The sequence below is a fragment of the Halalkalibacter wakoensis JCM 9140 genome, assembly GCF_000513095.1.
GTDB lineage: Bacteria > Bacillota > Bacilli > Bacillales > Bacillaceae_D > Halalkalibacter > Halalkalibacter wakoensis.
Genome location: NZ_BAUT01000011.1, coordinates 1 through 19238, shown reverse-complemented (window position 1 = coordinate 19238; position 19238 = coordinate 1). Strand labels below are relative to the sequence as shown.

16 protein-coding genes are annotated in these 19238 nt (G+C 39.2%); 3 read left to right on the top strand and 13 right to left on the bottom strand.

The annotated features are described in order from the left end of the window. Nucleotides 1–22: 22 nt before the first annotated feature. Nucleotides 23–223, bottom strand: coding sequence for a cold-shock protein (locus tag JCM9140_RS06705; protein WP_034744092.1), 201 nt, complete (start codon nt 221–223; stop codon nt 23–25). Nucleotides 224–457: 234 nt separating this feature from the next. Here JCM9140_RS06705 and JCM9140_RS06700 point away from each other — a divergent pair, with 234 nt between their 5' ends. After that, the gene (locus JCM9140_RS06700; RefSeq protein ID WP_034744088.1) at nt 458–2302 is read left to right on the top strand and encodes an SLC13 family permease; all 1845 of its coding nucleotides are present in this window, start codon (nt 458–460) and stop codon (nt 2300–2302) included. Nucleotides 2303–2332: 30 nt separating this feature from the next. On the opposite strand, the gene JCM9140_RS06695 is transcribed toward JCM9140_RS06700, so the two are convergent. After that, nucleotides 2333–2755 (bottom strand): ASCH domain-containing protein, encoded by a 423-nt coding sequence (locus tag JCM9140_RS06695; RefSeq protein ID WP_034744085.1) that lies wholly within the window; start codon nt 2753–2755, stop codon nt 2333–2335. A 229-nt stretch (nt 2756–2984) separates the two neighbouring features. Here JCM9140_RS06695 and JCM9140_RS06690 point away from each other — a divergent pair, with 229 nt between their 5' ends. Next, nucleotides 2985–3605: a 3'-5' exonuclease gene (locus JCM9140_RS06690; protein WP_034744082.1), complete on the top strand. Its 621-nt coding sequence runs from the start codon at nt 2985–2987 to the stop codon at nt 3603–3605. 286 nt (nt 3606–3891) lie between these two features. On the opposite strand, the gene JCM9140_RS06685 is transcribed toward JCM9140_RS06690, so the two are convergent. The 8 genes from JCM9140_RS06685 to JCM9140_RS06650 all read right to left on the bottom strand — a co-directional run bounded on the left by JCM9140_RS06685 (nt 3892) and on the right by JCM9140_RS06650 (nt 15388). Then, entirely contained in the window at nt 3892–4176 is a 285-nt protein-coding gene (locus JCM9140_RS06685; RefSeq protein ID WP_034744079.1) for a DUF2798 domain-containing protein, read from the bottom strand. 380 nt (nt 4177–4556) lie between these two features. Further along, a complete protein-coding gene (gene hydA / locus JCM9140_RS06680) occupies nt 4557–5978 on the bottom strand; it encodes a dihydropyrimidinase (RefSeq protein ID WP_034744077.1) in 1422 nt (473 codons plus the stop codon). Nucleotides 5979–6081: 103 nt separating this feature from the next. Beyond that, nucleotides 6082–6816: an aspartate/glutamate racemase family protein gene (locus JCM9140_RS06675; protein ID WP_034744073.1), complete on the bottom strand. Its 735-nt coding sequence runs from the start codon at nt 6814–6816 to the stop codon at nt 6082–6084. After that, nucleotides 6817–8244 (bottom strand): cytosine permease, encoded by a 1428-nt coding sequence (locus JCM9140_RS06670; protein ID WP_034744070.1) that lies wholly within the window; start codon nt 8242–8244, stop codon nt 6817–6819. A gap of 27 nt (nt 8245–8271) precedes the next feature. Continuing rightward, nucleotides 8272–9513 (bottom strand): Zn-dependent hydrolase, encoded by a 1242-nt coding sequence (locus tag JCM9140_RS06665; protein WP_052002113.1) that lies wholly within the window; start codon nt 9511–9513, stop codon nt 8272–8274. An 88-nt stretch (nt 9514–9601) separates the two neighbouring features. Beyond that, on the bottom strand, nt 9602–11368 hold the full coding sequence (locus JCM9140_RS06660) for a hydantoinase B/oxoprolinase family protein (RefSeq protein WP_034744066.1): 1767 nt from the start codon (nt 11366–11368) through the stop codon (nt 9602–9604). Between the two features lies 1 nt (nt 11369). Continuing rightward, the gene (locus JCM9140_RS06655) at nt 11370–13445 is read right to left on the bottom strand and encodes a hydantoinase/oxoprolinase family protein (protein ID WP_034744063.1); all 2076 of its coding nucleotides are present in this window, start codon (nt 13443–13445) and stop codon (nt 11370–11372) included. A 236-nt stretch (nt 13446–13681) separates the two neighbouring features. Continuing rightward, entirely contained in the window at nt 13682–15388 is a 1707-nt protein-coding gene (locus JCM9140_RS06650; RefSeq protein ID WP_052002112.1) for a sigma-54 interaction domain-containing protein, read from the bottom strand. Nucleotides 15389–15537: 149 nt separating this feature from the next. Here JCM9140_RS06650 and nfsA point away from each other — a divergent pair, with 149 nt between their 5' ends. Then, the gene (nfsA, locus tag JCM9140_RS06645; RefSeq protein WP_034744061.1) at nt 15538–16281 is read left to right on the top strand and encodes an oxygen-insensitive NADPH nitroreductase; all 744 of its coding nucleotides are present in this window, start codon (nt 15538–15540) and stop codon (nt 16279–16281) included. Between the two features lie 110 nt (nt 16282–16391). Here the strand turns inward: nfsA and JCM9140_RS06640 are convergent, their stop codons facing one another. The 3 genes from JCM9140_RS06640 to JCM9140_RS06630 form a co-directional block, all read right to left on the bottom strand. Continuing rightward, entirely contained in the window at nt 16392–17120 is a 729-nt protein-coding gene (locus JCM9140_RS06640) for an alpha/beta fold hydrolase (RefSeq protein ID WP_034744057.1), read from the bottom strand. Between the two features lie 70 nt (nt 17121–17190). After that, complete coding sequence (locus tag JCM9140_RS06635) at nt 17191–17739, bottom strand: GNAT family N-acetyltransferase (protein WP_034744055.1); 549 nt, start codon at nt 17737–17739, stop codon at nt 17191–17193. Nucleotides 17740–17913: 174 nt separating this feature from the next. After that, a complete protein-coding gene (locus tag JCM9140_RS06630) occupies nt 17914–18978 on the bottom strand; it encodes an HD domain-containing protein (RefSeq protein WP_235715298.1) in 1065 nt (354 codons plus the stop codon). Nucleotides 18979–19238: the final 260 nt, after the last annotated feature.

The window sequence follows — 19238 nt, the reverse complement described above, 5'->3', positions numbered from 1 at the left end:
CAATAGAGTCCTTTTTCAATCATTATGCTTTGTTAACGTTAACTGCTTGAAGTCCACGTTGACCTTGTTCAGTATCAAATGTTACTGCTTGGCCTTCGTCTAATGATTTAAATCCTTCGCCTTGGATAGCTGAGAAATGTACGAATACATCATCTCCACCTTCGATTTCAATAAATCCAAATCCTTTTTCTGCATTGAACCATTTTACTGTACCTTGTTGCATATGATTAATCTCCTTATGTGGAACCTAGTCCACTGTTTATTACTATAGATGCTCAAGTTAGATATCAAAGGCGAAAAGTTTAAATACTTATCTTCCTCAACAGACCGAACAAAAATAACTTCTTAATCATAGCACGTCGTTTTCAAAATAGCAACCTTGATAAAAATTAATTCGTACGTGCAAACTAATTAGAAGCTTTTTCAAATGGGTTATAAATGAAAGGATACTTCTACAATGATAACAGATATGCAATTAGTTTTTCTCATTTTAATTATTACAACTATATGCTTTCTGGTCCCACGTTTTAGAGCTGACCTTGTTGCAATAAGTTCTTTGCTAGCTTTGTTAGTAACAGGGTTGATAACGGTCCCTGAAGCGTTTGCTGGTTTTTCAAACAGCGTCGTCATCATGGTCGCAGCTTTGTTTATTGTTGGAGCAGGCGTTTTTCAAAGCGGATTAGCTCAAAAAGCAGGCGATGTCTTAATCAAGCAGACGAAAAACAGCGAATGGAAATTAACGATTTTTATGCTTATTCTAGTCGCGGGACTAAGTGGATTTATTAGTAACACTGGAACGGTTGCCATTCTTCTTCCCATCGTTGTCAGCTTATGTAGACAAATGAACATTCATCCCGGAAAGCTTTTAATTCCGCTAGCTTTTGCCAGTAGTATGGGAGGAGCATTAACATTAATTGGGACGGCGCCAAACTTAATCGCAAGCCAAAGTTTACAAGAAGCTGGATATGGCGAATTATCCTTTTTTTCATTCACACCAGTTGGCCTGACAATGCTTGCTGTCGGCATCCTCTTCTTATGGTTTGTTGGCCGAAAAATGCTTGATAAACCCGCTGATCAAAAGACAGGTACAGCAGTCAAATTTGATGCAGCAGAACTTGTGGATCAATACGGAATCTCAGATGCTATTTTTGCCGTAACCGTACCGACTGAGAGCAAAGTCATCGGTCTAAGAATTAAAGATCTTCATATGCCAAGCACCTATAAACTTACGGCATTAGAAGTAATTAAAGAAGAAGCAACCAAACTAACGCGTCTTACCGGACGCGGAAAATCGCAACGAGTTACAGTTGAACCAAATTACGTAATAGAAGCTGAAGACACGTTTCTCATTTACGGAGAAGAAGAATCCATGAGCGCGTTTATTGCCGATACGAATTTGATTTGGCAAAAAGAAAGAACCTATCAGCTTGAGGAAGGTCATTTAGCTGAAGTCATCTTAACACCACAATCTAGATTGCTAAACCAAACGATCAAAGAAGTCCAATTTAGAGCCAAATATGGGCTAACCGTTCTGGCAATGAAACATCAATTTAAACAACCTAAAAAAGCTACGGCTGATGAAACATTACTTTATGGTGACTCGGTTCTTGTCCACGGAAAGTGGAAGGATATTGCCCTTCTCTCCGCTGAAAAAAATGATACCGTCGTTTTAAAATCAGCTGCCGAAGAGACGGATTTAGCCAACCAAACTCACCACACCATGATAGCCGGAATCATCCTCCTTGGAATGCTTTTAGCCATGATATTCGAATGGATTCCTGCAGTCGTTTCCATCGTCATCGCCGCATTACTCATGGTTTTGACAGGTTGCATCAGACAAACAGATCAAGCGTATCAATCGATTAATTGGCAAACGGTCATTCTTATTGCCTGCATGCTACCCATGGCTACTGCATTAGAGAACACAGGCGGTGTTACCTTTATGTCTGAAGGACTCATCCAAAGCTTAGGAGCAATCGGCCCACTAGCTGTTCTGGCAGGATTATATGGTTTAACATCCTTATTCAGCCAGTTCATCAGCAATACAGCAACAGCTGTTTTGTTGTTTCCAGTTGCGATCTTAACAGCTGAACAAATGGGTGTGAGCCCCCTCCCACTAGTCATGGCTGTCGCCTTTTCATCAAGCATGGCGTTTGCTACACCTGTTGCAACTCCTCCTAATGCAATGGTGATGGCAGCAGGCAAGTACACCTTCCTCGACTTTGTTCGTGTTGGTGTCCCTTTACAGCTGCTGATCGCATTAGTTGCCATCTTTTTGCTTCCATTGTTTTTCCCTTTTTAAAAATCAAATTTGGAGTATGATTCCCACTTATCAATCATACTCCCATAATCCAAGTTGTCCTTTTGCGGGAATAGGATCATCCAACAGTCTCATTCCCTCCACTTCCCACACATACCCTCCAACTTTAAAATCCCCCAAAAAATAATCATTGCCCATAACCAATCTCCCATCTTCTAAAACCGCTGATGTTCCATGATTTTCTGTTACCTTCAAACAATTGATCAACAGACATTCAGCTATGATCGTTCCAGTTGGGATGTTTTCTTTCGTTATGCCATGCTTACGCAATAACGCTTCGACTGCCTTATGGTTCAAGACAGCTTTATCGATTTTTTTACTTGTATGTATAGCAAGTGGACCTCGGTAATTCGTTTTCCAAGATCGTGTTTCATACGTGGCCTCACGATGGACAAATAAGCTTGCCCACGGCTGAATCATTGATAAGACTTTCATGTACCGATCTCCTTTAACCTGTTCTTTTCCTAGAGTTTCCTTTTTTAAATAATTTAGACACTATCTCATATATAACCGAAGTTTCCCCAGCTAGCTCCTGCCTAGAAGACTCGTTGGTTTGCTTCGACTGTTCCTATTCAAAAAAATACCAATCCGAAACTCTATGTCATTTCTCTTATTTTTCGTTATACTTAACTATACTAATGATAGATTGTTAGGAGGATTTTCATTGGATTTTGTTGCAATAGATTTTGAAACAGCGAATACAACCCGCTCAAGTGTATGCTCAATCGGACTTGTTGTCGTAAAAAATGGCCAGGTAGTACAAGAATACTACCAGTTGGTTAAACCAGACGATATGTATTTTGACCCGATCTGTGTACGAATTCATGGCATTACCCCTGAAGATGTTAAGGATGCCCCGTCTTTTCAAGAAGTGTGGCAGGACGTTTCCCATTTATTAGAAGGAACTCTCGTCATTGCTCATAATGCAAGCTTTGATATGTCCGTATTAAGGTACTCACTCGATGCATGTGATCTTGACTATCCAACCTTTTCATATAACTGCACCGTTAACGTTTCGAAAAAAACGTGGCTTGGACTACATAGCTATTCGCTAAATGTCGTCGCAGAACATTTACAGCTTGAATTCAAACACCACCATGCCCTTGAAGACGCTCAAGTTGCTGCGCAAGTGTATCTAGAAGCCTGCCAATACAACCAAGTTTCAAGTCACGAAGAACTGATTGAAAAACTTGAAATTGGGCAAGGTACGATCTACCCCAACGGCTACACGCCTGCCCGAGCGAACAAAAAGAAACAAAAACGAAGTAGCGTCCGGTCATTTTAATCATTTCGTTAAGTAAAAAAGACCTCCAATGGGTACGTTTCCCCATTGGAGGTCTTTTTTTATTGATTTCACCCTTCAATCATCGCCATTTCTAGCCGTTATTGTCCGGCTACGTTGATTTATTGTCGAGTATGCGAAGTTTATTGTCGAGAGTAGGCAATTTATTGTCCACTCTCTGCCTTTTATTGTCCGATCGTTCTTTAGGTCACTAGAAAATTACATAGAACCCTAGATTTTACAGTCCACAAAAAAACCGCAGATCTTTTGGTTTCTGCGGAGTTACATCCTATTTATCAATCGACTTTTCTTTCAATATTACGTCATTCTCTCTTTGGACAGGTTCATCGACAAAGGTAATGTGTCCCATTAACTTTTGAATTCCTTTTGGAAAGAAATAAGCTCCAAAGAAAGCACAAATAAAAGCCTGCGACCACATTTTCAACCAAGTATGCAAGAACGTCTGACTAAAGCCAAAGTTAATAGAAACTAAGATAAAAGAGATAAAAAAAGACATAGTAAAAGCCATCAAAAAGGCAAATAATAGGCTTTTGTATTTGGCATTGATTTTCATGATTCCCCACCTTACTCATGACGTAAATTTCTGATAGATACAATTACAATCAGACGAAAAATCCCAAACCAATAAAATTTCGAGCTCCTAATGTTTTTCATCCTTTATTATGCATGCGTTTACTAGATTCTTCAACTACCAGCTAACAAATTAATTAAAAATGAATATTTAATACGGTACGTGAAATTTCATTAATTCTATTCGTATCGATCTGTGCACATCTATTAATTCCAATAAATCATCCTTTTTTCTTTTATGTAAGTTGATTTACATCTAGTGAAAAAATGTTTAATCAAGTTTCGGCTTAAGAAAGAATGGCAAAAAAAGTGGAGATACCATTTCTCCACTTTTTTTATTTTCCCAAAAACCTTAATTTATAGTTACACCTCAGCCTTTGCTTTTTCTACAGTAGCCACCCCTTTATAACAAAGACCAAATGGCTTTCTCATTTGGAAATTGCCATCTCCCAGTGTTCCAACATATTTAGAGTCTTTGACGATTTGCTTGCCTCTTAAAAAGACATCTTTCACGACGCCAGTAATGTCAAATCCTTCAAACATATCATAATCTAATCCCTGATAAGATGTGACGTGAGAGATGGTTTTGCGTTCGTTTGGATTAAAAATCACAAGGTCGGCATCAGCTCCAACTGCGATCGTTCCTTTTTCAGGATACAACCCCATTACTTTTGCCGGAGTCGTTGCAAGCAGATCAACCATTTGATTAATGGTCATTCTGCCTTTCGTCACCCCATACGTATAAAGCAAAGTTAAACGATGTTCAATGCCATTTCCTCCATTCGGTATTTTCGTGAAATCCCCCATTCCTAGTTCCTTCTGTCCTTTAAAATTAAATGCACAATGATCCGATCCAATCGCTTGCAACGTACCATCTTGAAGTGCATTCCATAATGCCTCATGATGCTTGCTATCACGGAGTGGTGGCGAACAAACATACTTGGCTCCTTCAAAGTTAGGTTTCTTTAATTCCTCCGTTGTTAAAAACAGATAATGAGGACATGTTTCCGCATAGATTGGCAGACCTTTTGCTTTCGCTTCCCTAATTCTTTCGGCTGGCTCTTCTCCACTAACATGAACAATGAATAAAGGCGCACCAACAATTTCGGCAATGGCAATCGCTCGACTTGTCGCTTCTGTTTCCACTTCAATTGGCCGGCTGACGGCATGGTAATATGGTTCTGTTTGTCCATTCTCCAAGCATTTTTTTTGTAAGAGATCAATAACCGAACCATTTTCAGCATGAACCATAACAAGAGCTCCTACTTCCTTTGCAGCCTCTAATGTTTCATATAATGTTGAATCCTCTATCATCAAATCTCCCTTATAAGCCATGAATAACTTTAATGTTGGTATGCCCTTTTCTACTAATGTAGGGATTTCACGAATCGTCTCTGAATGTAGATCGGTCACACCAATATGAAAACCATAATCAATAGCTGATTGACCATGAGCTCGTTCTTTCCACGTATTTACACCTGCCTGTAATGACTCACCAGGGGTTTGCAAAGCAAAATCAACAATTGTTGTCGTTCCACCTACAGCTGCTGCGACACTTTCGGTTTTCCAGGGGGCTGTGATGGTTCCTCCAAAAGGACTTTCTACATGTGTATGTTCATCAATCATGCCAGGTAATACGTATTGACCAGTAGCATAAATCACTTCAGCGTCAGCATCACTTAAATTGTTCGCGATTGCTACGATCTTTCCTGACTCCACAAGAATATCCGCTTTATAAGTATCTGCACTAGTAACGATTGTTCCACCTTTAATCAGCTTTTTCATTTTCTTCTCCTCACTTTGCTATTTTTTCGATGAAGCTATTACTCTTTTGTGAAACAAAAGAGAAGAAAACCGTTTGTTCTCTCCTCTTTTGTCCTTGCCCGTTTTATTGACTACCGAATGAAGTAAGCATTCCGATATATTCTTTTTTCTCCGGGAATTTATACGTTTTATGTTTACTTGTCTTTTTCCCAAGGTCAACGATGGCCTCTGCCATTTTAACCGCTGCGACTACTCCATCAATTACAGGAACACCTAATTCTTCTTCTAAATCATTAGCAAAATCGGCCATCCCAGCACATCCTAAAAGAATCGCTTCCGCATCATCTTCTTCTACCGCTCTCCGCCCTTCTTGCCGTAACATTTCCATTCCTGCAATCGGATCACGTTCAAAATCAAGAACACACATCGGAGTTGTTCGGATATTTAAGACTCGATGCCCCATTCCATAGTTTGCAACAACCTCTTCTAACATGGTCTTAATTCTCGGCAACACCGTTACAACTGAAAACCGAGCAGCTAACATAGAGGCCATGTACATAGACGCTTCAGCAATGCCAATAACAGGAGCCGATGTTACTTCCCTCGCCGCTTGCAAGCCAGGATCTCCATAGCATGCAATGATATAGGCATCCACTCCCTCGGTTTCTCCTTTTTTTATTTCTTCTAACACCCCAGGAATGGCTAAATACTCATCATAAAAAGACTCAATCGATGCTGGCCCTAATTCCGGGCTAACAGCAACAATTTCTGTATCTTCTCTTTTTACACTAATCGCTGCCTGTTCAATGGTTCTTGTCATTTCCCACGTCGTATTAGGATTAATTACTTTAATTTTCACTTAGATTGCCTCCTTGCTTTCTGATTCTTGTGTATCCAACTGATGATGAATTTCAATTTTCCCGAAAATTTCAGGCTGATAATATTTCTTCGCAATCCAATACTTCATTAATGGATAATACAGAATATTAGAAATTAAGAACGCAGTAAAGAATCCATAGTCTGGGAAAAAGAAAACAGACAACCCAGCAGGAATATAGGCCAATAATGCAGCTGGATTAATATTGTTCCAATACCTATACTGTCCGCCAGATGTATATAGCTCCTCGATATTAAGCTGACGTTTACGTAATAAGTAGTAATCACAGAACATAATTCCAGCGATAGGCGATAATAATGCCGAAATGATGATTAAGATTTGTGGTAGGAAATCTGCGACTGCCCACGGCTGAGCTACAAGCCCAATAACACCAGCGATAATTGCTCCATGCGCAAATGTAATCTTTTTAGGGAAATAGTTAACAATAATGTACCCAGGTGGCAAAAGGTTTGCACTAATGTTTGTTGACCATTGAGCTAAGATTACAAATGCTAAACAAATAACGAGAACGAGAGGGTTTCCTTCACCTAATACAACGGTCATCGTCTCAATTGGATTCCAATTACCGGTTGCCACACCACTTGTCATCCCAATAATCGTAAATAAAATCATTGAGCTAAGTAGACCAAAAACTTGAGCAATGGCGCTACCTTTATTCGCTTGGAACCAAGTCCCCTTTTTATCTGCGCTTTTCACTTTTAAAAATCTAGTGAAATCAGCCGCATTTAATGCCATCGTAATGTACATCCCCATGAAAACAACAACTCCATAGCCTAATGAAAGACCACCATTTCCTTCTAGAGAAAATAAGGAGCTAAATGTAATATCAAAACGATCCATCACTAAGTATTGTAAGTAAATCCCAATAACTAAAATACTTGGAGCAGCTAAAATTTCAAACTTTTTGATCGCATCGATTCCCATTGCTGTATTAATAATTTGTATAGCCCCAAATAAAATGATTAATAAGGTTAAGTTGGAGTACCCAAACAGTATGATCATGATTTGATCAAGTGCGAAAGCCCCCATCCATGTTTGAAAACCAAACCAGAAGATAGCTGGAATTGCACGAATTGTTGATGGAATATGTGTTCCTAAATACCCAAAACACGCCCTAATGTACACAGCATACGGAATTCCATATTTAATACCAAAATCACCAAGTAACACAAGTAGAGCAGCAACAATGAAATTTCCTAATAAGGCGGCAAGGATAATTTGCATCGGTGAAAGGGAGGGGTATAATTGAGCAGCAGCAGAAAATGTAGCAAGTTGTACAGCAATTCCTACCCATAAAAAGAAAAATCCGACAGTTGAGATGTTACGCTTCTTATCTGGAGTTGGTTCAATATCCTTACCTCTTAAACTTAATCCACCTTTTTCGCTCATTTCTGAAAACCCCCTCAATTTTTTTCCTTAACAATATGCTAGAGTTGTTTCAAACAAAAGAGAAACGCCAATAGAAATGTCATCTATGTCAGCCCATTCATTTGGGTTATGACTTATTCCATCCTTGCATCTCACAAAAATTAAGCCAATGTCCGTTAGGTCGGCTACCATCATGGCATCGTGTCCAGCACCACTAATCATAATTGGTGCCTCAACACTTAATAACTTGCTTGCATGCTTCATTGTATCTATTACATGTCCGGCACAAGCAATCGGCTCTTGAACCAAATGTTCACATATATGAAAGGTTAAACCTCTTTTGTGACAAATCAGCTCTATTTTTTCTTTTATTTCTTTCATGCAAGCATCTCTTCTTGTAAGGTCTATATCACGGATGTCTAAGCTAAACTCCACTTGCTCTGGTATAACATTGGTCCCACCAGGTAGAGCATTTATTTTCCCAATGGTTCCAACAGTAGGTGCATCATCTTGCCGCGAACAGATCCTTTCTATCTCCGAGATCATTTCGGCTGCCCCTGCCATGGGGTCTTTTCGTAGTTTCATAGGGACTGTTCCGGCATGACCTGATTCTCCTTTAACGGTAACGCTTAACCAAGCCGGTCCTGCAATACCCTTCACAATTCCTACAGGTTGATTTATTGCTTGTAAATACGGGCCTTGTTCAATATGCAGTTCTAAAAAAACTTTCATGTCTTCTCTCTTTCTTACACTTTCCATCATCAGTGAAGGGTCGAGACCAAACTCTTGCATGGCTTCTAGACGACTTATTCCCTGACCATCTTTTTTCAATAAGTCCGCTTCAGTAAGCTTTCCTACCATTCCCCTACTTCCGAATAGCCCACCGTCAAAGCGCGTTCCTTCCTCGTCTAAAAAGGCAATCACCTCTAATGGGTGGTTGATGGTGATGCTTTCCTCTGAGATGATTTGAGCAACCTCAATGCCTCCGATTACTCCAATGGTCCCGTCAAAATTACCCCCGTTTGGAACTGTATCAATGTGAGACCCGATCACCACTGCAGGAGTCGCAGGGTTCGTACCTGCGATCCTACCAATGATGTTACCGAAGTGATCTTGTTTAACCGTCATTCCTGCTTCTTCCATCCACTTTGTTACGAGCAATTGAGCTTTGCGGTCTTCTTCCGTTAATGCTTTTCTTGTCACGCCTCCTCTCGTTTGTTTCCCGATTTCCGCTAGTTCAGAAATTCGATTTTGCATTCTTTGACTGTTGACTCTATATAATTGCTTCATATCTCTCCTCATTTCTAGTTCTAGTCTCCGTCAATGGTATTTGGAGGGCATTAAATAAGGTAGTGACCGCCCTTTATCCGTGCACTCATCATTGACCTCTTAGAGCGAGTGTCCGTTTTAGATCTACTTGATTCTTTTCAATCACTACACCATATTCTTCTTTCGCCATATCAAGGGTGATAAAGTCATCAAGTACATCAGCCAATACCTCCTCAGGATTTCGCTCAAAAGGATTTCCGTACCCACCTCCAGATGGTCCAGTTAACAAGATCTTATCTCCTTTTTTCATCGTAGTATTCGGAATCTTTGACGGTAAATGCTGCTCTCTATCTGTGTTTGGATTGAGAACGACACCTCCAACATATCCATCTGCCCCTCCTAAAAATCCCCAAGGAGCATATTTGTGGCCATCTGCTTCTAGTGATAAGCTTCCATCTGATAAAAAAGTTACTTCTTTCACGGAGCCAATCCCCCCGCGATACTTACCTGGAGCACAAGCTTCATTTCTAAGCTCATACCTACTTACTTGTAACGGATAATGAGATTCAATATCCTCAATAGGGTTGTTTCTCGTATTTGCGTACAGTGTATCAACAGCATCCATCCCTTTCATGCCATTTCTACCTCCATAGCTTCCTTCCATAATGTCCATGAATACCCAATAATCTTCCCCATTTAATCCGCTATAGGCAGCAACCTGTAAGTTCCCAACTCCAGCACTAATTTGATTAGGAACAACCTCACCAAGTGCCTTCATTAACGTGTCTGCTACGATATTCCCAGGGCAAAATCTAGCAATCGTTGGTGCAGGGAATATCGGGTTACATAGCGTACCTTTTGGTGCATAAATTTCAACCGGACGAATCAATCCTGAATTTTGCGGTATGTGACCATATGTTTGTGAATCTAGTAAGATTGAACGTAGTGTTAAATAAATCGCACAATCAACGGTTCCTTCAAACGGCATATTAATAGGGCGATCGACTTGTGGGGAAGTTCCCGTCAAATCAATTTTGATATCACTTCCATCAATCGTAAGGGTGACGGCAATTTTCAAATCCTTCCTAGATGGGTCATCACTATCTAAATATCCATCTAGAAAACCTTCTGCTGAGTACGTACCATTCGGCAGATTTTCAATCGCTTTCCTCAACATGGTTTCTGAATAAGTCATTAAGTCTTCACTAGCAGCAAGCACGGTTTCCAACCCGTACTTTTTAATCAGTTCAATATAACGGTCCGCCCCAATTCTTGCTGCCGCAATTTGCGCTTCAATGTCTCCAACGACCATATCAGAAGCTCGAATGTTATCTTTTAAAATGCTCCATATTTGCTGATTCTTTTTCCCTTGTTCATATACTTTTATCGCTTTAAATTGTAAGCCTTCTGCGTACGCATCCACAGCATCAACAATCCCACAACTCCCTGGTGTTAATGCCCCTATATCAAGGTGATGCGCCGTCGTTACAGAAAACCCAATTAATTCACCTGAGTAGAAAACGGGAATACAGATTCCAATATCTGGTCCATGAGAGGCTCCGTGGTACGTAGAGTTATGCATGATCACATCTCCAGGTGAGAAGTCATCTCCTCTCTCATTAAAAATTTTCTGGATTCCGCGAACGTAACCAGGAATAGGCCCTGATTGCAGTGGTGTACTTTGTGTTGATTCACATAGTTGCTGCATATTCACATCTACAATGGCACACCCAAAGTCTTCTGATTCCCGAATAATACTAGAATAGGACATTCGAGCAAGCTTGTGCCCCATTTCAACCGCAATGTTTTCGAGTGCACCTTGAATGACTTGTGAGGTTATTGGATCAATGGCTGTCTTGTTTTTTATGACACTCATGTTATTCTCCTCCTAACGAAATCGTTATATTTCCATTCTCCTCTACGAACGCCCGACAGTTTGGCGGCATGACGGTTGTCGTATCTTTTTGGAAAACAATGGCTGGTCCATGGAAAGTCGCTTGAGCTGGAAGTCTTTCTCTTTGATAAAAACTCGTTTCAAATTCTTTCAACTCCCCATCGACACGAAAGACTGTTTTTCCCTTTTTAATAAGCGCTTCATCAAGAGTAGACTCATTATCAACGACAGGGTTTTGAATTTTAGGCATTAATCCTTTTCCTGTAATCCGAATGTTTACAATTTCAATCGGACTTTCTTGAAAAAAGTGACCATACTCCGCTTCATGCAGAGCATGAAATTCTGCCCACGAGCTTTGAATGTTTTCTTCAGTTATCTCCTCTGCCGGCAAATTAACTCGTAACTCATAACCTTGACCAACATAGCGGCAATCAGCCGTACATTTTATATGGATACTAGATCGATCCACCCCATCTTCTACTAATTGCTCAATAATTTGTGTTGAAAGAATCGTTGCATCATCATTTAATTTGTCTAAATCAAGTAAATTACTAAGCATGAATTCCGTTTTAATAAGGTCATATTTTAAATCAGTAGTGAGCAACCCTGTCGCAGATGTGATTCCTGGATGTGGAGGGATAATGACTTCTGGAATATTTAATATATTTGCAACTTCTACCGCATGCAGTGGACCGGCTCCTCCAAATGCAACGAGTGAGAACTCCCGAGGATCGTGACCTTTTTGAATGGTTTTTTCACGAATGGCATTTGCCATATTGTTATTTACGATGGTTAATATGCCTTCAGCCGTTTCGTTAGTTGATAACTCTATTTTATCTGCCAACTCTTCTACAACATTCAACGCCTCTTGCGTATAAATCGACATAGACCCACCTAAGAAATTATCTTCATCCAAGCGGCCTAACACAACATTGGCATCTGTTACTGTAGGCTTCGTTCCTCCATGCCCGTAGCTTGCAGGACCTGGTCTTGAGCCAGCACTTCTCGGACCTACTTTAAATGCCCCGCCTTCATCGACATAAGCAATGCTACCGCCCCCTGCTCCTATCGTATGAATATCAATCATCGGTACCATGACGGGGTATCCTGCAATCCATGTATCTCGAGCGGAAGATTCATCAATTCCTTGCTCAGTAATAATACCAATGTCTGCACTTGTTCCACCTACATCAAAGGTAATCAACCGTTCTTTTCCAGATAGCTTCCCTGCCCAACTTCCACCAAGCACCCCAGCTGCAGGTCCCGATAACAACGTATTCACCGGCTTAGCTGATACCGTTTCCGCGGTTCCAACCCCACCATTTGAACACATAATATGTAAATCAGCTGAAAGGCTAGCATTTGTTAAACCTACTTTTAAGTTTTCAATGTAGTTTTTTACTTTCGGTCCAACAAAACCATTAATGGCTGCTGTAGTAAAACGCTCAAACTCTCGAAATTGAGGAGACACATCAGCCGAACTCGTAATAAACGCTTCTGGATACTCCTCCTCAATAATCTCCTTCACTCGTAACTCATGTATTGGGTTAATGTAAGAAAAGAGAAACGAAACGACAATGGATTGAACTCCCCCTTCTTTTAACTCACGGACAACGGCTCGCACTTCCTCCTCATCAAGCGGTGTTAAAACCTCTCCTTTTGGCGCTGTCAGTCTTTCGCTTACGACCTTTCTATGTCTTCGTTCAACAAGTGGACGATCTTGCCATGGAATTTCTTGCATGATTGAATAGTTTTGGGGACGCTGATGTCTGCCAATATGGGTAATATCTCGGAACCCTTTTGTTGTAATCATTCCCGTAACGGCTCCATCATTTTCTAAGATTGCATTTGTTGCAATGGTTGTACCATGGAACACATGATCAATCTCTTCTTTTTTGATTCCTTCCTTTTCACATAAGTCAATAATGCCTTGAACAACTCCGATAGAAGGATCCTCTAGTGTTGTTGGCACCTTATTAATCCATGTCTTATTTTCATCTGTGTCGGTATACATAATATCTGTAAACGTTCCACCTACATCTACACCGATTAGTTTCATTGTTTCAACACCTCTACTTATGATTAATAGTTTGACAACTCTCTTGCTAACTTGCTGTTATCTTATCTAAATAAATTGGCCTTTTTCTAAAAAAGGTAAGATAATCTCTCTATCAAAATGGAATCAAAAGAAAACCAATTGCGTTTATGCAATTGGTTTTCTTTTAATATTCTGAAAATTATTTTATTTCTTCTTCTTACACAAGCATTTGAAACATAATTGCATTTTTGCAATTTTTATTTCACACCTGCAACACTGAGTTGATATTTTTTAGCTTTTCTTGTAATCGTTGACGCATCTATCCCCAACTTCATACTAGCTTCTTTTAAGGTGAGACAGTTTTTCAATGTGTTTTCTATCAAATGTTTTTCGTAACGGTCAACGGCATCCTTTAAGGAATGCTCAGTAAAATCTATTTCCAAAAGGGCTTTATTTGAGATATGCTCAGGCAGTTGATCAAATGTTACTTCATTAGTAGACACGGTCACAACAAGCATCTCAATTGTATTTTGTAACTCCCTCACATTTCCTTTCCAATCATAATGAATAAATGCAGAGATTACCTCCTCAGTGATCGTAACATGACGAGAATATTTCTTGTTGTATCGATCTAAAAAGTGATTGATCAGAAAAGGAATTTCCTCTTTTCGTTCATTTAAGCTAGGCAAACGAATAGGCACTATGTTCAGATGATAATACAAATCACTACGAAACTCATTTTCCAAGACCATTTCCTCTAAGTTTCGATCGGTTGTCGCAATAATGCGAATATCAATCTCTTTTGGTTCCGCTTGCCCTAAGGGGGTAATCTTTTTCTCCTGAATAACATGAAGCAATTTCGCTTGTAAATGTAGTGGAAGTTCTGCAATACCATCCAAAAATAACGTACCTTGATGCGCTTCTTCAATTAACCCTATCTTTGTACCTTTTTGTTTTGGCGACATCATTTGGCCCTGGGCATACCCAAACAATTCCCCCTCAATTAAAGCTTCAGGAATGGCTCCACAGTTTATTTTTACAAAAGGCTGATCACCACGGATAGTAGAAGAGTGGTGCAGATATCTAGCTAACACCTCTTTTCCAACTCCAGATTCCCCTAGTAAAAGAACAGTAGAATCCACATCGGAAATTCGCTCAACTAAGTCGTAAATTTCTTTCATCCTCTGGGACTTTATAATTGGTTTACTCTTTCTTTTTTTACTATGCAATTCGGATTCATATTGCTGAATTATATTTTTCAATTCTACTAATTCTTTTGTGATCAGACTTTTTTCGGTGATGTCTTTTGAAATATTGATCACTTTTGTTAACGTACCCTCTTCATTGAAGATTGGATGTCCAGATACTAACAACCTTTTCCCTGATTTGGTTGTTTGTGTGATCGTGACCTTCCTCCCCTCTTCAATCACCTTTTTTGTTGAAGATGTACTGACGATCTTTTCTTTTTCGAGCGACTCTAATGGTTTTCCAATAAAGTCTTTTCGGGTTACACCTAATATTCGTTCACATTTTTCATTTACTTTTAAAATATTTCCTTCCGCGTCTGTAATCGTGACTAGTTCACCGACTAAGTTCATAATTAAGTTTAACTCTTGTCGCAAATCACGAATCTTATCAACAAAATAAGCCAGTTGCTCGATATAGCTACTATGAAACATAAGACTAATTCCTACAGGATTTCCTCCCATTGTTTGTGGGTATTCATAGATAATTTGTGGGTTGACTTTATTACGCTTTAGTATGGAGATTGATGGTTGATTCGTTTTTATCGATTTAATCGCATTGCTTTCTGGAAGAACCTTCATGATCGACTCATCCGTTACTTTACACTCTGGTAGTTTCAACATTTTAAGAGCGACTTTATTATGATATTGGATCATTCCCGTTTCTGCAGTAACAATAACTCCAATTGGCAGCTCGGACATGAGTTGTTCGATATTCATCGTTTCCCCTCCACACACATACTCTTTTCTACTATCTTATCAAACCATACAGAACAAATAGTAAAACTTTGTCAGTTCTTCTTCCAATAAAAGGCATAAATTCACCTAGCCTCTCTATAATGAAATAGAAAAAATAGGAGGCGATTTCCTTGAACAACGTAACTGATTTACTAAGAAGTCATCGTTCAATTAGAAAATATACAGAAGAGCCAATTTCTGAGGAAGTGTTAGAGGACATTTTAAGTACAAGTCAATGGGCACCGTCTAGTCATAACACACAAGCATACAGCATTATTACCATTAAGGATCAACAAAAGAAGCAGAAATTATCAACGATTTGTAGAGGCCAAAAATACGTTGCTAATTGTGCTATCTTTTTAGTCTTTTGCGTGGATTACTACCGCGTCCATCTAGCAGCTGAAATGAATGATTTGTCTATGAATATCGAAGAAACAAACGACTTAGTGACCGGGGCAGTAGATGCGGCTCTTGTCGGCGAAAATGTTCTAATTGCTGCTCGTTCACATGGAATCGGAGGGGTGATGATTGGAGAAATCAGAAATAACCTTGCTGAGGTAGCTGACCTATTACAACTACCACCTTTCACCTTCCCCTTATTTGGTATGTGCCTTGGCTATCCCGAACCAACGGAAATTCCAGGCCAAAAACCTCGTTTACCTACTCCGACAGCCATCCATTCTGAAACCTATAAAACGGAAAATATGATCGAGGAATTGGCTAAGTACGAGATAGATTCAGCTAGTTATTACACAAAACGTACAAACGGACTAAAAACAACTGGCTGGACTAAACAAATATCTACCTATATGGGGAATCGGCGCAATATAAAATTAAAAGAGTTTATTTTAAAGCAAGGGTTTGATTTAAAGTAGCGGTTATAACACATAAACAGTAGGGTCCACCTACTAGCATCTGCACAAAAGGCAAATTAGTTTATCGCCCTCCTATTTTGAGAGGGCTTATTTGTCCATTTATCCAAGCCTCACACTACGCTATCAATCAAAGATTTGACCGCACTAACCACGACTTCTGGCTCATCATCCTGTATATAATGAGCACTCTTTTTAGCAATAATGAATTGGCTATTTGTTGATAGATCACTAATTTCTTTCTGCATTTTATTCCATAACAATTGTGATTCTTTGGAGTAATGAGCTTTTTTGCCAGCTGACAGCACAATTAATGGTACATGTAACTTCCTCTTTGAGTCTTGAAGTTGTTTTAGACTTTCCATAAACTCATCATAAGTTCCCTCAATTACAAATTGTTTGTTGTACGCTAGTTGAAATTCTTTTGGCATCGTCGGAAGAAATTTTTCTCGATACTCTTCAGGCGTAGAATCAATTAGGAGAATTCCACAAACGTCATTCGGATATTCAGTTGCAAACAACCGTACATTAACTCCTCCAAAGGAATGACCAACCAATATGTATGGCGCTTCTATCTTTGCTTCAGTAAGAAGTTCTTTTAATTCATTTACCATCTCATAACTCGTCCTTGAACGAGAACTGGATTCACTCTTTCCAAGTCCGGCTCTATCATAAACGAAAACATTTGACAGCATAGAAAGTTCGATTATGACAGAATCCCAGACTGTTGAAAAATCGCCATACCCAGCATCCATTACAATTGTTGGCTTTCCTTTGTTTTCCCCGAGTAATTGGGCATAAAGCTTACAATCGCTTACTTGAATCATCATCTCTTTTTTCATTTGATCAATTCCTACTTTTTAAAATTTGATGGAACATCCCCGAACTCTATAACAAACATAAGAAGAAGCCTCACCCGCCTAAACGAAACGATTTTCGGTGAAAAGTATTGATCGATACAAACAGGTCTTCCCCACTCAGCTTCCCCGAACCGGCAACAAGAGGAAGGTACATGGCCTGATAGGTTTCCGGAACCCAAATATAGTGATGGACATACTCTGTAAGGAAAAAACCACATGAACGCCAAAAGTCGATTCGCCTTTTGTTATCTGATGTTTCTTCCGACTCGACCTCAACAATCAGATTCTTATACCCTTTTGTCATCGCTTGTTTTCTTATGTAAGCAATCAACAGCTTGCCTAGTCCATGGCCACGCTCGTTTTCAGATACGGTCAAATAATCAATGATCATCATACCATCAGCTTCTAGTTTTCCAGTGAGAGCCATTACAACAGGAGTCGATTTGTTATACCCTACATGAAGCTCGGCCATTTCTTTAGCAAACATATTTTGGATGATCTTTGTTGGTTTAGCTCCTTTATCTCCAAATGCCTCCATATAGAGCGGGCTCGCGACTCGCCATAGATGATCATCCCAGTCGGTAGCAGTTTTTATTTCCATCATACTTTCTCCGATCTATAGTTGATGTTTCTATTTTACACGAATTGCTATTTCTATTATAAAATTAATAAAACAGTAATAGCCCGCCAATAACTGTATTCCTCATCATTATACTTATTTCCTAATTGTTGATTATGTAAAAATTCTTTAAAATGGTTTCTCTACATTGTTGATTCAAGAAGTTATGAGAACTTCTGATTCAAATGATAAATTTTGTAAATCATCTACAATATTCTTTGCTTTCTGACTATGTTCAGTTAATGGTTTCCCATCATTCAAAGGTACTTTACTGTATATCTTCCTTATATTAATTGGGTACCCCTTGCCTGTTTGGTGCTGATTAATTCTGAACTTGTGTGGATTAAACAGTAACGTATTTATTAGCTCTTTAGCTTCACGAGAAGGAGAAGCTTTTAACATTGCTAGCACATCTGAATCTGTTAATCTGGCAAATTCTTGTTTAGTCATTGTATCTACACTAAAATGAAGTTTAATCGCCTCTGCTAATAATCGATCTACGGCAACCATTTCGGGCGATAAAAACAGTTTATGATCTGACAATATCAGTTGTAGTAGATAATGTCCTGTTTCAATATCGGTATCTATTCCTTTTGACGTACATCTAATTTTATGCAATATATGTTTAGGAAGAATTTCTAACGTCCCCGCCATATAAGTGTCTCTAAAAAAACTATCCAGATGGTCAATACCTAAAATATTGTCTTTACCCGTGATAACAGACGGTTTATTTAAGATCGCGATAATTTTATGCGGATCCATATTAAATTGATGCAAAATAGCAAATACGTCATTCTCTAAGATATATTGTTCTGTTAATTGGTGATGGTTAAATTTCAAGGTGTTTTCTACCGCATGAGAGAATGGAAGGTGACCAATATCATGAAGCAATGCCGCTATCCGTAATTCAATATCTTCTGGATAATAATAGGCAGCTAGTTTCCATACACCCACTGTATGTTCAAATCTACTATGTACAACAGGGGAAACTAATGAACCGGCACCGTAATGCGCTAAATGTTTCAACCTTCTAAGTGGTTTACTTTGGACTAATTGTACTTCCAAACTATTAGGTTTAATAGATGGATAAAGTGGTTCTGAAAATAGTCTTACTTCTTTTTCCTCCAAGGAACTCCCGCCTTTACTTATTTCTACAACTCCCATGCCTACTCGCTTAAGTATACTCAAGTGATAGCTGGTGACTTTTTGCATTTCCTTCATACTAGATAAGCTTTCTTTACCGTCATTATAATACTATTATTGTACTATTTGTTCATTTTTTCCATTCGGATTCGAATACTAGGCATAATCGGAACATTCTAAATACCCTTTTCTCTTCTAGGAAAAGGACAGTAACCTCTTAATTGAAGAATTCAAGAAACTTACGATACGAGAAGCTCGTCTCACAGAGTGACTTGATGAATTTTCGAAGAAGTTTATGCACGTGAAAAAAGCACAACCCATTGGGTTGTGCTTTATCT

Coding starts and splice junctions, on each gene's coding strand:
- JCM9140_RS06670 (WP_034744070.1), bottom strand. CDS start 8,244: ATGAGCGAAAAAGGTGGATTAAGTTTAAGAGGTAAGGATATTGAACCA.
- JCM9140_RS06695 (WP_034744085.1), bottom strand. CDS start 2,755: ATGAAAGTCTTATCAATGATTCAGCCGTGGGCAAGCTTATTTGTCCAT.
- JCM9140_RS06640 (WP_034744057.1), bottom strand. CDS start 17,120: ATGAAAAAAGAGATGATGATTCAAGTAAGCGATTGTAAGCTTTATGCC.
- JCM9140_RS06705 (WP_034744092.1), bottom strand. CDS start 223: ATGCAACAAGGTACAGTAAAATGGTTCAATGCAGAAAAAGGATTTGGA.
- JCM9140_RS06660 (WP_034744066.1), bottom strand. CDS start 11,368: ATGAGTGTCATAAAAAACAAGACAGCCATTGATCCAATAACCTCACAA.
- JCM9140_RS06665 (WP_052002113.1), bottom strand. CDS start 9,513: ATGAAGCAATTATATAGAGTCAACAGTCAAAGAATGCAAAATCGAATT.
- JCM9140_RS06685 (WP_034744079.1), bottom strand. CDS start 4,176: ATGAAAATCAATGCCAAATACAAAAGCCTATTATTTGCCTTTTTGATG.
- JCM9140_RS06650 (WP_052002112.1), bottom strand. CDS start 15,388: ATGAATATCGAACAACTCATGTCCGAGCTGCCAATTGGAGTTATTGTT.
- JCM9140_RS06655 (WP_034744063.1), bottom strand. CDS start 13,445: ATGAAACTAATCGGTGTAGATGTAGGTGGAACGTTTACAGATATTATG.
- hydA (WP_034744077.1), bottom strand. CDS start 5,978: ATGAAAAAGCTGATTAAAGGTGGAACAATCGTTACTAGTGCAGATACT.
- JCM9140_RS06700 (WP_034744088.1), top strand. CDS start 458: ATGATAACAGATATGCAATTAGTTTTTCTCATTTTAATTATTACAACT.
- JCM9140_RS06635 (WP_034744055.1), bottom strand. CDS start 17,739: ATGGAAATAAAAACTGCTACCGACTGGGATGATCATCTATGGCGAGTC.
- JCM9140_RS06630 (WP_235715298.1), bottom strand. CDS start 18,978: ATGAAGGAAATGCAAAAAGTCACCAGCTATCACTTGAGTATACTTAAG.